This is a genomic window from Pseudoalteromonas sp. SG43-3 (assembly GCF_014164385.1).
GTDB lineage: Bacteria > Pseudomonadota > Gammaproteobacteria > Enterobacterales > Alteromonadaceae > Pseudoalteromonas > Pseudoalteromonas distincta.
In genome coordinates, this window is record NZ_JACJFC010000007.1 from 143,920 (window position 1) to 163,127 (window position 19,208).

Genomic DNA, 19,208 nt, shown 5'->3' on the forward strand with positions numbered 1-19,208 from the left:
AAGTGCGAAGAGAAACTATAATGACGCTTGAGAGAACCGACCGAGTCGAAATCCCAGTCCTTGCACTGCGCGATGTTGTGGTATACCCGCACATGGTGATCCCGCTTTTTGTTGGCCGTGAAAAATCAATAAAATGCCTAGAAGCGGCAATGGACAAAGACAAACAAATTTTCTTGGTTGCACAAAAAGATGCAACTGTAGATGAACCAGAGCAAGATGATATTTATCGTATCGGTACTATTGCCACTGTACTTCAGTTATTAAAATTACCAGACGGTACAGTTAAAGTTTTAGTCGAAGGTACACAGCGCGCACAAATTGAAGAATTTGTAGATAACGATGACTTTTTTGTCGCTAATGCTCAATTTATTGAATCTGATTCTGTAGATGAACAAGAGCAAGATATTTTTATCCGAAGCGCAATTAGCCAGTTTGAAGGCTATGTAAAGCTAAATAAAAAAATTCCACCTGAAGTACTAACTTCGGTTTCAGGTATTGATGAGCCAGCACGTCTTGCCGACACAATGGCAGCGCATATGCCGCTTAAAGTACCTGAAAAACAAAAAGTGCTCGAAATTTCAAGTGTCACAGAACGTCTTGAATATTTAATGGCACTAATGGAAGGCGAAATAGACTTATTGCAAGTTGAGAAGAAAATTCGTACCCGCGTTAAAAAGCAGATGGAAAAATCTCAGCGCGAGTATTACCTCAATGAGCAAATGAAAGCCATTCAAAAAGAACTTGGTGAGCTTGATGATGTGCCTGATGAATTTGAAGCGCTTAAAAAGCGTATTGAAGATTCTGGCATGCCTGATGAAGCTAAAGAAAAGGCAACTACAGAGCTCAATAAGCTTAAAATGATGTCGCCAATGTCTGCAGAAGCGACTGTAGTGCGTTCATACATAGATACATTAATTAATGTGCCATGGAAAAAACGCTCTAAAGTGAAAAAAGACTTAGCAGGCGCACAAAAAATTCTTGATAGCGATCACCACGGCTTAGATAAAGTAAAAGAACGCATTATTGAGTACCTCGCAGTACAACAGCGTACTAATAAGCTCAAAGGGCCAATTTTATGTTTAGTTGGACCACCAGGTGTTGGTAAAACATCACTTGGGCAATCTATTGCACGTTCGACTGGTCGTAAGTATGTTCGTATGGCGCTTGGCGGCGTACGTGATGAAGCTGAGATTCGCGGTCATCGTCGTACATACATAGGTTCAATGCCAGGTAAGCTAATTCAAAACATGACAAAAGTGGGCGTTAAAAACCCATTATTCTTATTAGATGAAATCGATAAAATGTCATCAGACATGCGCGGCGACCCAGCATCAGCATTGTTAGAGGTGCTTGATCCGGAGCAAAACAGTCATTTTGCCGATCACTATCTTGAAGTCGATTACGATTTATCTGACGTTATGTTTGTAGCAACATCAAACAGCTTTAACATTCCTGGCCCATTATTGGACCGTATGGAAGTTATTCGCTTGTCGGGTTACACCGAAGATGAAAAGCTAAACATTGCAAAAGAGCACTTAATTACTAAACAAGTTAAACGTAACGGCTTAAAAGAGTCTGAAATAGTTATCGAAGACAGCGCAATTATTGGCATTATTCGTTATTACACACGTGAAGCGGGTGTACGTAACCTAGAGCGCGAAATTTCGAAACTATGTCGTAAAGCAGTTAAAAATATCTTACTTGAAAAGGACACTAAAATAGTGACCATCAATCAAGATAACCTAGAAGACTTTTTAGGTGTGCAGCGCTTTGACTATGGCAAAGCTGAAGATGGTGACCGTATTGGTCAAGTTACAGGCTTAGCATGGACAGAAGTTGGCGGTGATTTGCTAACAATTGAATGTGCGGCAGTGCCAGGTAAAGGCAAGTTAAGTTACACCGGCTCTCTTGGCGATGTAATGCAAGAGTCGATTCAAGCGGCAATGACGGTTGTGCGTAATCGAGCAGATACTTTCCGTATTAACAGCGACTTTTACGAAAAACGTGATATTCACGTACACGTACCTGAGGGCGCAACACCAAAAGATGGTCCTAGTGCGGGCGCAGCAATGGTAACGGGTCTTGTATCTAGCTTAACGGGTAATCCTGTACGAGCAGATGTTGCAATGACAGGTGAAATTACACTACGCGGTGAAGTACTTCCGATTGGTGGTTTAAAAGAGAAGTTATTAGCGGCGCATCGTGGTGGAATTAAAACAGTGATCATTCCAAAAATTAACGAACGTGACTTAAAAGAGATACCAGACAACGTGCTGGCAGGTCTTGATATTCACCCAGTTACTTGGATTGACGAGGTGTTAAAGCTTGCTTTAGTGCATCCTGTTGAGAGTTTTTCGGTCGAAACACCTAAAAACCAAGAAAAAACATAAAAAAAGTGCTTTTTAGGGCTTTTCAAATCTAAACGGTATGATAAGTTAAGCACTGGTTTTCAAGCCTAGCCCTTACGGGGCCTAGGCTTAAGAAAAATATAATCATGTGGGCATTAAAAGTTTGCTCTAAAATTTTCAAAAAAGTGATGTTAGTTTAAAAAACCATCGCTCTTGATAATAACAATGAAAGAGGATGATATTGTGAATAAATCTCAATTAATCGATCAAATCGCAGCTGATGCTGACATTTCTAAAGCGGCTGCAGGTCGTGCACTAGATTCATTCATCGAATCTGTATCTGGCGCGCTAAAAGATGGCGACTCAGTTGCACTTGTAGGTTTTGGTACTTTCTCAGTACGTGAACGTGCTGCACGTTCAGGCCGTAACCCGCAAACTGGTGAAACTATCCAAATTGCTGCTGCAACTATTCCAGCTTTCAAAGCCGGTAAAGCGCTTAAAGACGCAGTAAACTAATCACTGTTTTAAACACATTAGTTATGGCGAGTGTAAAGTTACTGATTCACCACAACAGATGAGTTAAGTAACTTTTCCGCCAGTTACTTCAAGTGAAAAAGCGTATCTGGTAAGATACGCTTTTTTTACATGTGACAAGGTAAAATACCTTGATCAAAAAGAGATAAACAAATGCTTGAGAAAATCAGAGAAGGTTCGCAAGGACCTGTAGCCAAAATAATTTTAGGCGCGGTGATTTTATCTTTTGCCTTAGCAGGGATCGGTAGTTACTTAGGTCAAACCACAGAACAACCCGTTGCTGAAGTAAATGGAATTAAAATTAGTCAAACCGATTTTAACCGTGCTTATCAAAATGAACGTAGCCGTTTAGAGCAACAATTTGGTGAATACTTTACACAAATTGCAGCTGATCCAAATTACATGGCACAAATTCGTCAAGGTGTAGTTGACCGCTTAGTACAACAAGAATTGCAATCACAGCTAGCGGCTGATTTAGGCCTTCGCGTAAGCGACGAAAGTGTACGTAAAACAATTTTAGAATTACCGTACTTTCAAATTGGTGAAAAATTTAATAACGACCGTTACCTACAAGTAATTCGTCAAATGAATTTTCAACCAGATGCTTTTCGTGAATATTTACGTAAAGATATGACACGCAGCCAGGTAGTATCTGCTGTTGCAGGTACAGACTTTGCTCTAGAGAGCGAGCTGAAAAGCGCAATTGCTCTTCAGCAGCAAACTCGTAGTATTGATTACGTAGTTTTAAACAAAGAGGCACTTGCCGCGAATGTTGAAGTATCAGATCAAGAAGTATCTGATTACTACGACTTAAACGCATCTCAATTTTTATCTCCAGAGCTTATTTCAGTAAGTTACATTGAGCTTAAAGCAGCAGATATCAATGTTGAATCGGTAACCGAGGATGACGTTAAAGCGTATTATGAGCAAAACAAAGCACAATACGTTGAGCCAGAAAAGCGTCGCGTATCACATATCTTAATTGATAACAGTGAAGACGATGATGCAGCAAAAGAAAAAGCCAATGCTCTTCATGCACAGCTAGAGCAAGGTGCAGACTTTGCTGAGTTAGCACAATCATCGTCTGACGATATCGTTAGTGGCGAAATGGGCGGCGATCTTGAGTGGATTGAGCGTGATGTAATGGACCCTGCATTTGAAGACGCGGCTTTCGCGCTTGAAAATAAAGGTGATATTTCTGACGTTGTTACTTCTGAGTTTGGTTATCACATAATTAAACTTACTGACATTCAACCACAACAAGTTAAAGCGTATGACGATGTTAAAGCTGACTTACGTGCTGAATTAGAACAAGCTGAAAAAATAGATGCATTTTACGAAAAGCAAACTGAAATGGGTGCACTTGCATTTGAAATTTCAGACCGCTTAGATGATGCTGCAGAAGTTGCTGAAGTGGAAGTTAAATCTACACCTCTTTTAGCACTTAATGCTCTACCAGAGCCGTTAAACAGCCCTGCAGTTGTTACAGCATTAACATCAGTTGATTTACTTGAAGATAAAGTAAATTCTGAAGTTATTGAGCTTGGCGATGAGCATGCAATCATTGTTCGTATTAACGAGCATAAAGCTGCTGCTACTAAGCCGTTAGACGAAGTAAGCGAGGAAATTAAAGCGCGTTTAGTGAATGAAAAATCATCTGAGCTTGCTAAAGAAAAGGCACGTAGCTTATTTGCAGAAGTACAAGCAGGTAAGAGCTTAAACGATGTTGCTAACGAGCAAAGCTTAACACTTCGCCAAGAAGCGCAGTTAACACGTCAAAGCTACACTGTTTCACCTGCTATTGTGACTCAAGCTTTTAAAATGGCTCACCCAGCGGATTCTGCGGTAGTCGATCTCGTTAATTTAAATAATGGTGATGCAGCAATTGTAGCGCTTAAGTCGGTAACGGATGCACAAGTTGCAGCTAATATTGACCCTCAAGCAAAACAAAGCATTACTATGGCGCAAGCTAATAAAAACTACATGGTATTTATTGAAGCGCTTAAAGCCAATGCTGAGCTTAACTTACCAACGGCTACACAAACTGTTGAGTAATTAATTTTAGCTCATAAAGAAAGGCGCTTTTAAAGCGCCTTTTTTATTGTCTTTTAATTACCTCTGGCAATAAACTCAATCCGATTGCCGCTAGGCTCTCTTATCATCATATGTTGGGTTGGGCCGCTACCTAAGTTTTCGGGTGCAAACTCTATAATAATATTATTTTGCATTTTTAAGTGTTCATGTAGCTCGCTTAACTTTTTGATACTTTCAACACTGAGTGCTAAATGGTGTAAGCCCACATTTTCTGCTCGATTAAACTCCACACGTTTTGCATCGCTTTTCACGCGCCATAATGTAATGGTTATTTTATTGTTTGATAAAAAATAAGCAGGATAGGCTGGGTCATTCCCTAGCGTTTTAAAGCCAAGTACATCAGTAAAAAATGCTTTGGATGCATCTAAGTTTGATACGGTTAAACCTAAATGATCAACGCCACCAACCCAATTTGTATCAGCAATAGCTGAGGCTGATAGAAGGAGTAATGGGGAAAGGCTAAGTAGTAACTTTTGTTTAAGCATGAGATCTCTTGTTAATTAAATACAATTAACAAGAAGACCTAGTTAAATACGGTTACCTTACAAAAAAGTTAGGTATTTATAATCTGCTTTAGCAGCTTAATAAACGCTGCGTTACTTTTGATTGAGGGTTTTGAAAAACATCTTCAGTAGGACCGTATTCAACCACTTCGCCTTTATCAAGAACAACTACAAAATCACTAATGTGGCGTACTAAACTTAAATGATGAGTGATCATCACATACGTAAGGCCTGTATCGCGCTGCAGCTTAAGTAACAAGTTTACTATTTGCGCTCGTATAGAGGGATCTAAAGACGAAACAGCTTCATCAAGTACAATCACCTTAGGATCTAAAATTAATGCACGAGAAAACGCTACACGCTGTAACTGCCCCACGCTAAACATATGCGGGTAGTAGTGTTTATGATCGATTAACAAACCCACCTTAGAAAGCGTTGCATCAATCTTTTCAGTGCGTTCACTAGCATCAAGCTCAGTATTATATTGCAGGCAATCATCAAGCATTTCGCCAATGGTTAAGCCCGGGTTGAGCGATGCAGCTGAATCTTGAAAAATCATACGAATATGGCGACATTGATTATCGCGTACGCCATTATCTTCGATAATATTATTCTCGAGCAAAATTTGCCCGCTATCAGCGCTATCAGCTCCTGAAAGTAGTTTTGCCAACGTACTTTTACCTGCGCCTGTTTCGCCAATTATGGCAATGCTTTCACCTTTACCTACGCAAAATGAAATGTTTTTAAGGACTTCAAACTTTTTACGTGAAAAAAGCCCAGCTCGTACATTAAAGGTTTTACAAAGCGCTTGTACTTTTAACAGTGGCTGCATTACTTCATGTCCTTAATTAACGGAAAGTGACACGCATAACTATGCCCATGATGTTTAGTCAGGGCTGGTGTAACCACGCAGGCTTTTTGTGCTTGTGGGCAACGCGGCCCAAGGCGACAGCCAATAGGCAAATGTTGCAGGGTAGGGATAGTCCCTTTAAGTGCATAAAAAGGTTCTTTATGTGCTAATCCTTGCTCGTAGTCTGGCAAGCTTTTTAGTAATGCTTGCGTGTATGGATGGCGAGGCTGTTTAAATATTTCATGGGTTGGGCCTGCTTCAACCATTTGCCCGCAATATAAAACATGAATGCCATGCGACCAATGTGCAATCTCTTCCAGTTCATGAGAGATCATCAAGATAGACATGTTTTTAAGTTGGTTTAAGCTTTTTAGTAACCTAAATACTTGTGCGCGAGTTGTGCTCTCAAGCGCTGTAGTGGGCTCATCAGCGATTAAAAGTTTAGGCGTGCGAGCAATGGCCATCGCAATCATTACTTTTTGACATACGCCTTCAGAGAGCTCATGAGGGTAACTACTTAGTACCGCTTCGTGGTTTTTAATACCCACCTTATGAATAAGCGCCTTTACTCTGTCTTTTCTCTCTCGGTTGCGTTTTAAAAAGAAACCTTTAGTTGCGACCTCTGGGAGTGTTTCGGCAATTTGGTCAAATATTTTAGCGGTTGGGTCAAGGCAGCGACTTGGGTCTTGATAGATCATCGCTATATCTTGGCTTACTATTTTACGGCGTTTCTCTGGGCTTAAACGCATTAAGTCTACGCCGCGCCAATGAATACGGTCGGCAGTAATATCCCAGCGCTCGTTTAATACACCAATAATCGCTTTTGCTATTAAGCTTTTGCCAGAGCCAGACTCGCCCACAAGCGCATGTACTTCACCTTCTTTTAAGCTAAAGCTCACTCTGTCTACAGCTCTAATTACAGTTTCAGAGGTACGTAGTTCAATTGTTAAGTTACGAACATCGAGTAATTGCATTTAATCAGCCTTACGTGCTTTTAGCACTTGTCGCAGGCCATCGCCTACTAAATTAGTAGATAACACGGCTAAAAATAACAGTACACCAGGTAGCGCTACAGTCCACGGCGCTAAATAAATAAGGCCTAGATTTTCGGCTAATATTGCGCCCCATTCGGTCGTTGGTGGCTGAGCCCCTAATTTTAAAAATCCCAGTGCTGAAATATCTAATATCGCAGTAGAAAGCGCCATCGTGAATATAACCACAATATGCTCATAAATATTAGGGAAAATACCGCGCGATATTATATGCCAATTAGATGCGCCATCGAGTCTAAACGCAGTAATGTAATCTTTACTTAATTCATCAACAATTAGGTTGCGCACCGAGTGAATAAATTGCGGTAGTAACGCTAAAATAATTGCCCATACGGTATTCATTAAACCAGGACCGAGTATGGCGATTATTATTATGGCCAATAACAAAGAAGGAATAGAAAGTGTTATATCAAGTAAATGATTTAAAAAGCTTGAACGCAACCCTTTACTAATCCCGGCAAAAGTCCCCACTAATACACCAAACAGGGTCGTGATTAGGGCAGCTACAACAGAAAGTCCAAACGTATATGTTGCACCATTCATTAAGCGCGAGAGTACATCACGGCCTAAATCATCGGTGCCTAAAATAAAGCGTACATCGCCCATTTCTCGCCATGAGGGCGGTATGAGTAGTGCATCACTATGCTGTTGGTTTACGCCATAGGGCGCTAAAAAAGGAGCTGTGGCGGCCAATAATGCAAACGCCATAAATATCCATAAACCAACCAAAGCTGGGTGATTGTTTTTAAATTTGCGCCAAAATCGCGCAAGTGGCGATTTATTCGACTCTTCAGAAAATAAATTAAACTTTGCCATGGGCCTGATTCCGCGAGAGTGGATCGAATAAAGTGTAAGTAAGCTCAGCTGTAATAGAGGCTAAAATAACAAATAAAGACACCGCCATTAATCCGCCTTGAATTGCAGGAAAGTCGCGCTGATAAATACTATCGATTAACCATCGGCCAATACCCGGCCAAGAAAAAATAACTTCAGTAATCATCGCAAGTGTTATCAAGGTGCTAAATTGCAAACCAATTTGCTTAATTACCGGTAGTAGAGCATTACGCAGTGCATGGTGCATGATAAGTTGACGGCGGTTAAGGCCTTTTGCCCTAGCTGTTTTAATAAAGTTTTGATCCATTACCTTAAGCATAGACTCGCGAGTAAAGCGCACTAATACCGTGGTTGGATACATGGCCAATACAATAGTAGGGAGTGTTAAATGACGCAGCGCATCAACAAAGGCCATCCCTTTATATGGAAATCCAGCTAGAGCAATATCAATTAATATAAACCCTGTACTGGCGGGTATTTCGTAAAGGAGGCCCATTCTGCCCGACATAGGAAACCAGCCAAGCTTTAATGAAAAAACCATTATTAACAACAATGCGAGCCAAAACACAGGCATTGAATAACCTACCATAGTGACAGAGTTTATAAGTTTGTCGGGCCAGCGTTTATGATAGCCAGAGCCTAAAATGCCAGTAGGTACACCAATAACAACCGATACAATTAATGCATATACGCTTAGCTCTAAAGTAGCCGGTAGTAAGTCAATAATATGGCTAAACACGCTGTTACCAGAGGCAAATGAAAGCCCCCAATCGCCTTGAAATATTCTCCCTAAAAAGGCAATGTATTGCATAAAGTAATTGCTGTTGTATAAATATTTATCCTCAAGCTCACTATGCTGTGCAAAGTTACCACTTGGTATGCCACTTAAATTACTTAGCGGATCACCGGGAAATAAATACGCCAGTGAAAACGTAAATACGCTGAGCATTAGTATCATAAAAAAGAACAAACCAAGGCGACGTAAAATATAATCTAAGATCATTATTTTTTCCTCGCATTAGCAAGCGAAATAGCACCAAACGGGCCAAGTGTTATGCCTTCCACATCAGCGCTACTTGCTTGAAAGCGCAAGCCATGAGCAATTGGTAATAACGGCAACTCTTTAATAATTAAGCTTTGTGCATCTTCGTAGTATTTTTTACGTTTGTTTAAATCAGTGGTGTCTAGTGCTTTAGTAAGCAATAAATCAAATTGGGGATTACACCAGTTTGCAGGGTTTTTGCCACTAAAAGTAGCGGTGCAACTCAGCAGCGGGCTAAAAAAGTTATCAGGGTCGGGTGTATCTGCGGCCCAACCAAGTAATACACTGTCGTGCCTATGCTCGCCAATACGTTGAATAAACGTATTCCACTCATATTCTACAATACTGACGTTAACGCCTACTTTGCGTAAATCACTTTGCATAAGCTCAGCCATTTTACGTGCGTTGGGATTATAAATACGACTCACAGGCATAGCCCATATCGTCATATCAAAGCCATTAGGCAACCCTGCTTCAATAAGTAATTTTTTAGCAAGTTCTGGATCAAACGTAGGTATATCTTCTTGTGGCTCAAATGCCCAAGAGGTTGGCGGCAAAATAGATTGTGCGCGAGTACCGTTACCGTAATAAACCGCCTGCATTATTTTATCTACATCTATTGCGTGCGCAAGCGCTTGGCGTACGCGTAAGTCGTCAAACGGAGCACGCTCTGTATTAAATGCCCAATAACCTATGTTTAAGTTTGTTTCTTTTTCGACGTTTATATCATCACGTTGCGCTAAAATGCTCAATTGCGCACTACTTGGATGAGCCGTTACATCGCACTCTTTAGTCAGCATTTTTGCTATGCGCGTAGTGCCGTTAGGGGTTATATCGTAAACCAATTGCTCAAGTGCAACGTCATGCTTCCAATAAAGTGGGTTACGGTAAAAGCGCACAAGATGATCTCGGCGGTATTCTTTATAAATATACGGGCCGGTGCCAATAGGGTACTGATCAAATAAGTTCTTTTGATTATTTTTCTTAAGTTTCATGGCGTATTCTTCTGAAAGCACCACGGCAAAGTCGGTAGCCATATTAGCTAAAAAACTACTTTCAGGATTAAACAATTCAAAACGGACTTGGTAGTCAGACACGCGCACAATTTTGCGAATAAGTTGATCAATTCCTACACTTTGAAAATACGGGTAATCGGCATCGCCCACAAAGTGATATGGATTATATACATCGAATAATCGGCTAAAGGTGAATATAACGTCGTCGGCGTTAAAGTCCCGCGATGGGGTAAAATAAGAAGTTGTATGAAACTTTACATCTTTACGCAGGGTAAAGGTAACCGATTTACCATCTTTGCTAATTTTCCAATCGGTCGCCAGCTCACTTTGAAACTCTGCCGTAACAGGGTCAATGCTAATTAAGCGGTCGTATAATTGGTTAGCAATTATATCAATAGTTGAACCGGTGGTCGTGACTTGCGGATTAAACGACACAGGGTTAGCTTCAGCGCAATAAACTAAGCCTTGGTTTTTTTCTTCTATGATTTCTTCTTTGCTATCAAGGCAACCAACTAAAGTGGTGGTAAGCAAAACAAGTAATAATTTATGCACCCGCATAACCTCTGACTATTGTTGATCCAACAAGTTGTATTTTTTAAGATAACCACGTAATTGATGATACGTTAAACCAAGTACTTCTGCAGTTTTCTTTTGATTAAATTGGCTATGTTCGAGTGCTTTATTAATCATGTTTATTTCAAAGTCGTTTGAACGCTCTTTTAAGCTGCACGGAAATTGAATATCAACGGCTGAATCATTGCTTGTTTGAGTAACCGGCGGCGTAACAACAATAGGCTCGGCATTAACCGTTTGAGCCGCTACAGGTGCTTTAATACGCGCTTTTGGTCTAAATGGGCTATCGAATGGGTCTAAAATAATCTGGTGAACGGGAATGTGTTCACTACCGTGGCGATACAAACTGCGTTCAACCACATTTTTAAGTTCACGAATATTACCAGGCCAATCATAACTAAGCAGTGTTTCTGTTGCGCTTCGGGTAAAACCGCTAAACAGTTCCCACTCTAAATCGCGCGCCATATTCATCGCAAACTGCTCAGCAAGAAGCATAATATCGTCTTGGCGTTCGCGCAGTGGTGGCAGGGTAATTACATCAAAGGCAAGGCGATCGAGTAAATCACTTCTAAATTCACCTTGCTCGGCCAAATAAGGAAGATCTTCGTTTGTCGCACACACTAAGCGGGTATCTACTTTTACAGTTTGTTTGCCGCCAACACGTTCAAACTCACCGTATTCTATAACGCGCAGCAGTTTTTCTTGTACCATAGCTGAGGTATTAGCTAATTCATCTAAAAACAGTGTGCCGCTGTTAGCGCGTTCAAAACGACCTTCGTGACGTTTACTTGCCCCCGTAAAAGCACCGCTTTCGTGGCCAAATAACTCACTTTCGAGTAGGTTTTCGTTAAGCGCTGCACAGTTAAGCTTTACGTAGTTTTGATCCCAGCGTTTTGATAAAAAGTGTAAGCGTGCTGCTATTAGCTCTTTACCTGTGCCGCGTTCACCAATAATAAGTACCGGTTTATCTAAATTAGCCAGTTGCGATACCTGATCTAATACAGACAGAAAGCTATCTGATTGGCCGAGTAAATTATCCTGTTGGCGATATTGGCTCATATTTCCTAACTCTTGGTCATTTTTACTAACAGTTAGTGTATTTCATAATTAGGGATAACTAAAGAAATTTGTATATTTAGTTTAACGTAATGAAAATAAAGTGTATTTTAACTTTTAAAAAGTTGGCAAGCATATTGATACTAGTTATAGCAGACTAACTAAGTTTTAATTACAGAGGTAAATGTTATGGGAATTTTTTCACGTTTTGCAGATATTGTTAATTCTAATATCAACGCCATTTTAGATAAAGCAGAAGACCCAGAAAAAATGGTTCGTCTGATTATTCAAGAAATGGAAGATACGCTTGTTGAAGTACGTTCTACATCAGCTAAAACATTGGCTGAGAAAAAAGAAATTGTACGCCGCTTAGATACACTTAAAGCACAGGTAAGTGATTGGCAAGATAAAGCCGAACTGGCTTTAAGTAAAGACCGCGACGATTTAGCGCGTTCAGCCCTACTTGAAAAGCAAAAGTCGGCAGATGCCGTTGCTTCAGTAGCGAGTGAACTTGAACATGTAGAGTCTCATATTGAGAAACTACAACAAGAAGTCACGACGCTACAAGAAAAGCTAGCAGATGCTAAATCTCGTCAAAAAGCGATTATACTTCGCCAACGTTCGGCTGAGTCGCGCCTTGAAGTGAAAAAGACACTTGATAGCTCAAAAGTAGAAGAAGCACTTAACCGCTTTGAACGTTACGAAACCAAAATTGATGGACTAGAATCTCAAATTGAGTCGTACGATTTAGGTAAAAAGACGTTAGCGGATGAAATTGCTAATCTACAAAAAAATGAAAAGATAGATGATGAGCTAGCCAAACTTAAAAAGAAGTTAGCTGATAAATAATTACATATAAAAATATATGGGGCCCTTGTGCCCCAGCTTAAAAACATCAAAACGGATTGTCAGGAGAGGATTATGTTTGATCCAGAGATATTAGTTGCACCATTTATCTTGTTTATGATTTTTGTTGCTCCGCTGTGGCTAATTTTGCACTACCGTAGCAAAAAACAAGTAAGCCAAGGTTTAAGTGAGCACGAACATCGCCAATTACTTGAGCTTGCACACAAAGCTGAAAAAATGGCTGATCGATTAGAAACACTTGAAGCATTGCTTGATCAAGAGTCACCACAATGGAGACGCAAAGTATGAGTGCCAAACGCGAATTATTAAGAGACCCACAACGCGGTAAAATAGCCGGTGTATGTGCGGGATTAAGTGACTACTTTAATATGGAGTTATGGTTAGTTCGCATTATATTTGTTAGTGCGGTACTGCTAACGGGTGGCCCATTATTTGTGGTAGCGTATATTGCAGCCTGGTTCATTTTAGATAAAAAAGAGCCCGCAACAGCGCAAACTAAAAACTCAACTAAAACTGACGATCCGCTAGAAGTGAAATTTAAAGTATGGCAAAAAGGCGAGCCGCCGCGCCGCGCATTGCAAGACTTAAAAGAGCGTTTAACGCGTGTAGATACTCGCCTTCAAGATATGGAACGCCATGTAACTTCAAGCGAGTTTACGGTGAGCCGTGAAATTAACAAACTTTAAAGGATTTAATAGCACCTTATTTGCAGCGTGATAAATTACGGCAAATTAGGTGCAAGACACTTTATGAGCCAATCATTTGCAAAAAAGACCTTTAAAAGCATTAAAGGCAAAGCACAAAAAGCCCTTCATCGCAGTTTAGACCAACACGTAAAGCTTGCCGTAACTGGCCTAAGTGGTAGTGGTAAAACTGCCTTTATTACCGCGCTTGTTAAACACTTAACAACCCAAGCGGACGATAAAAACTTACCTTTTTTTGATGTAATGCGCGAGCACCGCCATGTGGCCACTAAAGTTGTGCCGCAAGAGGCGTTAAAAGTCCCTACGTTTAATTACCCTCGAGCACTCAATGCTTTATTACCAAGCGATGGGGTGCCTACATGGCCTGCATCTACCGAGCGTATTAATACGCTACGCTTAGCAATAAAGTATCAAAGTAATGCAGGGCTGCGCGGCCACTTTTCACCGCAATCAACGCTTTATTTAGATATTATTGACTACCCGGGTGAATGGCTCCTTGATTTACCTATGCTTGAGCAAAGCTATTCTCAATGGTGCGAGCAGCAATATCCGTTATTAACTCAGCCTTCGCGCGTAAACACATCAAGTGATTTTTTAATGGCCGTTGAGCAACTTGACTTAAACGCTCCCGTTGATGAAAACGCACTTGCTCATATTGCTCAGCTTTATCAAAGCATGTTAGTCGGGCTTAAAAAAGACACCAAACTTGCCATGTTGCAACCTGGGCGCATGCTTATGCCTGGCGACCTACAAGGCGCGCCATTGTTATTGTTTTTTCCGGTATCAGGTGAAATAAACAGTGACGATGTCGTTGCGGGTTCTAATTTAGCGCATTTAATTAAGCGTTTTAACGCCTATATAAAAGAAGTTGTAAAACCATTTTATAATGAGCATTTTAGGCACTTTGATCGCCAAATCGTACTTGTAGATGTACTTAGTGCATTAAACGAAGGGCACGAAACACTCCAAGAGCAAAGCAGTGTAATAAACCAATTACTCGCACATTTTAACTATGGCGAGTCGGGCTTTTTTAAACGTTTATTTAAGCCCAACATAGACAAAATATTATTTGCAGCTAATAAATCAGATCACATAAGTGCTAAGCACCATAAAGATTTAGCACTGCTACTTGATTCGCTCGTGCATGAGCAAAGCAATCATTTAAAGTTTGATGGTGTAAAAATAGAAACCATGGCCATGTCGTCAATTACAGCAACGCAACCGCGCCAAATTACCGACAAAGGCCAAACGCTTGACTGCATTTACGGTAAACCATTACACGAGCCTGATTGGCTTACGTATCTACCGCCGCAACCACCCTCGCGGATGCTTAATAAAAATGAGTGGCCAGCACAGGGATTTGAGTTTTTATCGTTCTCTCCAATGCCGAGCCCCGATAAACAACTAAAACATATTCGATTAGATCATGTCATGCAGTACCTGCTAGGAGACAAATTAACATGAGTGAGTCAAACCAACCATTTCAAGCAGGGCGTCGTATAGATACGCAAAGCATTGAGCAAAACGAACCCGTTTTAGCACCTGCAAAAATTATTCAGCACGGACAAAGTGGTTACGAAGAACTTGAAGATGAAGCACTAGAGCCAGAAATAGATCTGGAACCTGTGTACAAAAAGTCAAAGTGGCAAACGCTTAAAGGTGTTTTTGCTATTAGTTTTATAGTACTGGTGCTTTTAGAGTTTGCGTACTCGTTAGTATTTGCTTTCGAGCAGTCAATTATTTTAGGCAGTGTTTATTTAACCGCGGTTGTAAGTGGCGTGCTGCTAATTGGGCGCTTATTGTGGCGAGAGTACCGAATGCTGCGCAGTTTAAAGCGGAACCAACTGCACAGAGTTGAAGCCGACAGGCTTTTAAACAGCGAGCAAGTAGGCGGTGCATTACCTTGGCTCGAAAAGCTTAATAAACACCAAGAGCTTGATAACTTTGAAACCTTTAAAAACCAAGTAGCGATGCATCACAGCGACAAAGAAATAATGACGCTGTACGCCAATAGTTTATTAATAACCCAAGACACCAAAGCTAAAAAGCTTATAAATCGTTTTGCGACTGAATCTGCACTGCTAGTTGCCCTAAGCCCACTTGCGCTGGTGGATATGATGGCTGTGCTTTGGCGTGGTACTAAGTTAATAGAACAAATTGGTAAAATTTACGGCATTGGTTTTGGCTACGCGAGCCGTATAAAGCTTTACCGTATGTTGATAAAACAAGTAATGTTTGTTGGCAGTGCAGAGCTTGTATCTGACCTTGCTGCAACTGCACTAAGTGCTGAGCTTTTAGGTAAGCTTTCGGGACGAGCTGCGCAAGGGGTCAGCGCCGGTATTTTTACAGCGCGTATTGGTTACAAAGCAATGGAGCTTAGTCGCCCATTACCACGGCTTGAAAACAAACGCAGCTTACTAAAAGGCACTGTGCAAAGCATCGCAGGTAAAATTATGAGCCGTAAAAAGGCGGAGTCAACGTAGTAAAGGTAGTGGCAATATTTGTGTACAAACGTGCGCTGCACGGTTTTTGCACAAATAGCCATCTGAGCATCCGGCATGCTTGCTGTTTGTAAGCGCATACGTTTTGATTGTTGAATCGCAAAAACATAATAATCAAAAAAATGAGCCTACAATGAGCAAGCATCATATAAACACCCAGTGTATTCACGGACCACAAAAAGCAAACGACCCGCACGGGGCACTCACTTCTCCTTTGTATCAAACCTCTACCTTTCATTTTGAAAACGCCGCACAAGGTGCTGCGCGTTTTGCAGGCGACGAACCTGGCTATATTTATACGCGCTTAGGAAACCCCACAACCACAGAGCTTGAACAAAAAGTTGCTCAACTAGAAAGTTGTGAAGCAGCAGCTGCAACCGCAACAGGTATGGGGGCTGTATCTGCCTCAGTACTGAGCTTTTTATCGCAAGGAGATCATCTTGTTGCCTCAAGTGCTTTATATGGTTGTACCTTTGCGTTTTTCTCGCATATGTTGCCGCGCTGGGGAATCGAAGTCACTTTTGTTGATATGACCAACGAGGACGAACTACGCGCTGCCATCAAACCTAATTCAAAAATGATATTTGTAGAAACGCCAATCAACCCCACTATGGCGGTTATTGATTTGGCACTTATTGGCGCAGTTGCTAAAGAGCACAACTTAATTAGTGTGGTCGACAACACCTTTTTAACGCCGCTCCTGCAATCACCAAAAAAATACGGTATCGACATTATAATGCACAGTGCGACCAAGTACTTAAATGGTCACGGAGACGTAGTCGCCGGTATTGTATGTGGATCGCTTGAGCACATAACACACATTAAAATGACCGTACTAAAAGACATTGGTGCAACCATAAGCCCGCACGATGCATGGCTAATTAATCGAGGCCTAAAAACACTCGCCATTAGAATAGAACGCCATTGTCAAAGTGCACAAACAATAGCGCAATATCTAGAAGCGCACCCACAAGTAAGTACCGTATATTACCCAGGGCTTAAATCGCACCCAGGTCATAAGTTTATTGGCAACCAAATGAAAGCCGCTGGTGGTGTTATTGCATTTGAAATAAAAGGCACGCTACAAGATGGCGCACAATTTATTGATAGTATGAAACTTTGTACACTTGCAGTAAGCCTCGGCGACGCTGAAACACTGATTCAGCATCCTGCATCTATGACTCACTCGCCTTATACGCCAGAGGAACGAGCCGCCGCTGGAATAAGTGATGGGCTGATCAGACTCTCGGTTGGGCTTGAAGATGTTAACGACATTATTAGTGATTTAGACCAAGCTTTTACTGAAATTGGTTAGGTGTAATTAATTGTATACACATAAAGACAAGCTACAGGCCTTTATTTAAAGGTCTGTATTTTTAGATTGCCATAGGTGTAATTATAAATTTACGATAGTGGTGATCATCCCAAATACTGATGTTAGTCTATCTATTAAACTTTTCTTCACTTTTGCATAGTATGGGGTCATTCGATATTCAATAGATTTGAGTATCACACTGACACCGATTTAGGGCTCACACCCAAGAAGGTACTTATGGCTAAAGCAAGTAAATACACATCCAAAACACCAGACGAAAATGGTGTTATACACTGGAGTGATGAAGAAAATAAAATTTGGTCTGAGCTTGTAGCGCGTCAACTTGCATGCATCGAAGGCAAAGCCTGCAACGAGTACATGCAAGGGTTAAAAAAGATTAACCTGCCGCACGATCGTATTCCGCAGTTAAGCGAACTAAACGAAGTGTTACTAGCCACTACCGGTTGGCAAGTCGCGCCAGTACCTGCGCTTATCGACTTTGATGAGTTTTTTAGATTACTGGCAAACAAGCAGTTTCCGGTAGCTACATTTATTCGTAGCCGCGAAGAATTTGACTACCTACAAGAGCCAGATATTTTTCATGAAATATTTGGCCATTGCGCCATGCTAACTAACCCTGACTTTGCCGAGTTTACGCACAAGTACGGACAATTAGGTTACGCAGCGCAGAAAAAGGACCGTGTATACCTTGCGCGTATATACTGGTTTACAGTTGAATTTGGTTTAATGCAAACCGAAGACGGCCTGCGTATTTACGGCGGCGGTATTTTATCAAGCCCAGGTGAAACTCAGTACGTATACTCAAACACGCCAGAAATTAGCCCAATGAATGTGCTTGATGTACTGCGTACGCCGTACCGTATTGATATTATGCAGCCACAGTACTACACCATAAATTCGATTCATGATCTGTTTGATATATCGCAAATGGATATTATGACTTTGGTTGAGCGAGCTAAAGAGCTTGGTTTGCACGACCCAAAATTTCCACCAAAAGAAAAATTAGCCAGTTAAATATTAATGCTAAAAAAGCAAAAGTAAGGATTTAGAATGTCTTCATTAAGTGCACAAAAATGCGAAGCCTGTCATGTAGATGCGCCAAAAGTATCTGACGAAGAGTTAGCGCAATTAATTACTAAAATCCCAGACTGGGTACCAGAAGTACGCAACGGCATTATGCAGCTTGAGCGTGTTTATAAATTTAAAAACTTTAAGCAAGCTATCGCGTTTACTAACAAAGTAGGCGACATGGCAGAAGATGAAGGCCATCACCCAGGTTTATTAACCGAGTGGGGCAAAGTAACGGTTACATGGTGGAGCCATTCAATTAAAGGCTTACACAAAAACGACTTTATTTGCGCAGCTAAAACAGACGACGTATTTAACGCGCTGTAAACTTTTTAAAGGTTTAACCTTCGCAACAAAAAGCCCGCTAAAGTTATTTAGCGGGTTTTTTTATATACCGTTGTCACTGGCATTTATAGAAATTGAATGAACTTTTAGTTGCTTATCTGAAAACTTACTTTTAAGCATGTCGATGGTTTTTTCTTGTTGCCTACAAGGCGGACAGGGGCCTACATCTTCATCTATTGAGGTGTAAAACAACGTATACTTTTGCTGGGTAAAATCGGGCAATGTTGTTAATAGCTGCTCTAAATTACTTTTAATTAAATCAGAATCAGGATGGCTTTGTTTATTTTTAAAAATGGATAAAATATTTGGTAAATATTTATCAGAGTAATGCATCAACTCGCCTTTGCTGTTAAATAAAAACATTTGCGGTGCGGTATTATTAATGGGCGATTTAACCATTTGGTAATGAGAGAAACTGTACTGCTCAGCGTATGTATTTCCACCATATATAAGTAGTGTAGCTAGTAGTAATTTATACATGCTTA

19 protein-coding genes are annotated in these 19,208 nt (G+C 40.8%); 11 read left to right on the top strand and 8 right to left on the bottom strand.

All coding sequences use genetic code 11. The features are described 5' to 3' along the window. Positions 1 to 20 precede the first annotated feature (20 nt). From lon to H5157_RS08535, 3 genes are all read left to right on the top strand, one after another. Positions 21 to 2,390, top strand: a complete 2,370-nt coding sequence (gene lon / locus H5157_RS08525) for an endopeptidase La (protein WP_024596372.1) — start codon at positions 21 to 23, stop codon at positions 2,388 to 2,390. Positions 2,391 to 2,573: 183 nt separating this feature from the next. Continuing rightward, complete coding sequence (locus tag H5157_RS08530; protein ID WP_158000827.1) at positions 2,574 to 2,864, top strand: HU family DNA-binding protein; 291 nt, start codon at positions 2,574 to 2,576, stop codon at positions 2,862 to 2,864. Positions 2,865 to 3,035: 171 nt separating this feature from the next. Further along, entirely contained in the window at positions 3,036 to 4,937 is a 1,902-nt protein-coding gene (locus H5157_RS08535) for a SurA N-terminal domain-containing protein (protein ID WP_182724525.1), read from the top strand. Between the two features lie 53 nt (positions 4,938 to 4,990). Here H5157_RS08535 and H5157_RS08540 read toward each other — a convergent pair whose 3' ends face one another. The 7 genes from H5157_RS08540 to pspF form a co-directional block, all read right to left on the bottom strand. Then, a complete protein-coding gene (locus tag H5157_RS08540) occupies positions 4,991 to 5,461 on the bottom strand; it encodes a VOC family protein (protein WP_182724526.1) in 471 nt (156 codons plus the stop codon). An 88-nt stretch (positions 5,462 to 5,549) separates the two neighbouring features. Then, positions 5,550 to 6,311, bottom strand: coding sequence for an ATP-binding cassette domain-containing protein (locus H5157_RS08545; RefSeq protein WP_002958339.1), 762 nt, complete (start codon positions 6,309 to 6,311; stop codon positions 5,550 to 5,552). Further along, a complete protein-coding gene (locus H5157_RS08550; RefSeq protein ID WP_002958338.1) occupies positions 6,311 to 7,303 on the bottom strand; it encodes an oligopeptide/dipeptide ABC transporter ATP-binding protein in 993 nt (330 codons plus the stop codon). Before H5157_RS08550 ends, H5157_RS08545 begins: the two co-directional genes overlap by 1 nt. Further along, positions 7,304 to 8,197 carry an ABC transporter permease subunit gene (locus H5157_RS08555; protein ID WP_002958337.1) on the bottom strand — a complete coding sequence of 298 codons (894 nt, stop codon included), beginning with the start codon at positions 8,195 to 8,197 and terminating at the stop codon, positions 7,304 to 7,306. Further along, positions 8,184 to 9,218: an ABC transporter permease subunit gene (locus H5157_RS08560; RefSeq protein ID WP_002958336.1), complete on the bottom strand. Its 1,035-nt coding sequence runs from the start codon at positions 9,216 to 9,218 to the stop codon at positions 8,184 to 8,186. The genes H5157_RS08555 and H5157_RS08560 overlap by 14 nt, the downstream gene beginning before the upstream one ends. Beyond that, the gene (locus tag H5157_RS08565) at positions 9,218 to 10,825 is read right to left on the bottom strand and encodes an ABC transporter substrate-binding protein (protein WP_024596506.1); all 1,608 of its coding nucleotides are present in this window, start codon (positions 10,823 to 10,825) and stop codon (positions 9,218 to 9,220) included. The genes H5157_RS08560 and H5157_RS08565 overlap by 1 nt, the downstream gene beginning before the upstream one ends. A 15-nt stretch (positions 10,826 to 10,840) precedes the next feature. Further along, positions 10,841 to 11,905, bottom strand: a complete 1,065-nt coding sequence (gene pspF, locus H5157_RS08570; protein WP_182724527.1) for a phage shock protein operon transcriptional activator — start codon at positions 11,903 to 11,905, stop codon at positions 10,841 to 10,843. Between the two features lie 186 nt (positions 11,906 to 12,091). Between pspF and pspA the strand changes: the two genes are divergently transcribed. The 8 genes from pspA to H5157_RS08610 all read left to right on the top strand — a co-directional run bounded on the left by pspA (position 12,092) and on the right by H5157_RS08610 (position 18,705). Continuing rightward, positions 12,092 to 12,751 carry a phage shock protein PspA gene (gene pspA / locus H5157_RS08575; RefSeq protein WP_182724528.1) on the top strand — a complete coding sequence of 220 codons (660 nt, stop codon included), beginning with the start codon at positions 12,092 to 12,094 and terminating at the stop codon, positions 12,749 to 12,751. 72 nt (positions 12,752 to 12,823) lie between these two features. After that, on the top strand, positions 12,824 to 13,057 hold the full coding sequence (gene pspB / locus H5157_RS08580) for an envelope stress response membrane protein PspB (RefSeq protein ID WP_024596504.1): 234 nt from the start codon (positions 12,824 to 12,826) through the stop codon (positions 13,055 to 13,057). Beyond that, complete coding sequence (gene pspC / locus H5157_RS08585; RefSeq protein WP_165742976.1) at positions 13,054 to 13,455, top strand: envelope stress response membrane protein PspC; 402 nt, start codon at positions 13,054 to 13,056, stop codon at positions 13,453 to 13,455. Before pspB ends, pspC begins: the two co-directional genes overlap by 4 nt. A gap of 63 nt (positions 13,456 to 13,518) precedes the next feature. Continuing rightward, positions 13,519 to 14,937, top strand: a complete 1,419-nt coding sequence (locus tag H5157_RS08590; protein WP_182724529.1) for a YcjX family protein — start codon at positions 13,519 to 13,521, stop codon at positions 14,935 to 14,937. After that, entirely contained in the window at positions 14,934 to 15,956 is a 1,023-nt protein-coding gene (locus H5157_RS08595) for a TIGR01620 family protein (RefSeq protein WP_182724530.1), read from the top strand. The genes H5157_RS08590 and H5157_RS08595 overlap by 4 nt, the downstream gene beginning before the upstream one ends. A gap of 151 nt (positions 15,957 to 16,107) precedes the next feature. Further along, positions 16,108 to 17,289, top strand: coding sequence for a methionine gamma-lyase (megL, locus tag H5157_RS08600; protein ID WP_182724531.1), 1,182 nt, complete (start codon positions 16,108 to 16,110; stop codon positions 17,287 to 17,289). A gap of 237 nt (positions 17,290 to 17,526) precedes the next feature. Continuing rightward, positions 17,527 to 18,324, top strand: coding sequence for a phenylalanine 4-monooxygenase (gene phhA, locus H5157_RS08605; protein WP_002958327.1), 798 nt, complete (start codon positions 17,527 to 17,529; stop codon positions 18,322 to 18,324). 36 nt (positions 18,325 to 18,360) lie between these two features. After that, entirely contained in the window at positions 18,361 to 18,705 is a 345-nt protein-coding gene (locus tag H5157_RS08610) for a 4a-hydroxytetrahydrobiopterin dehydratase (protein ID WP_182724532.1), read from the top strand. 60 nt (positions 18,706 to 18,765) lie between these two features. Here H5157_RS08610 and H5157_RS08615 read toward each other — a convergent pair whose 3' ends face one another. After that, positions 18,766 to 19,203, bottom strand: coding sequence for a hypothetical protein (locus H5157_RS08615; protein ID WP_138682913.1), 438 nt, complete (start codon positions 19,201 to 19,203; stop codon positions 18,766 to 18,768). Between the last annotated feature and the right edge of the window lie 5 nt (positions 19,204 to 19,208).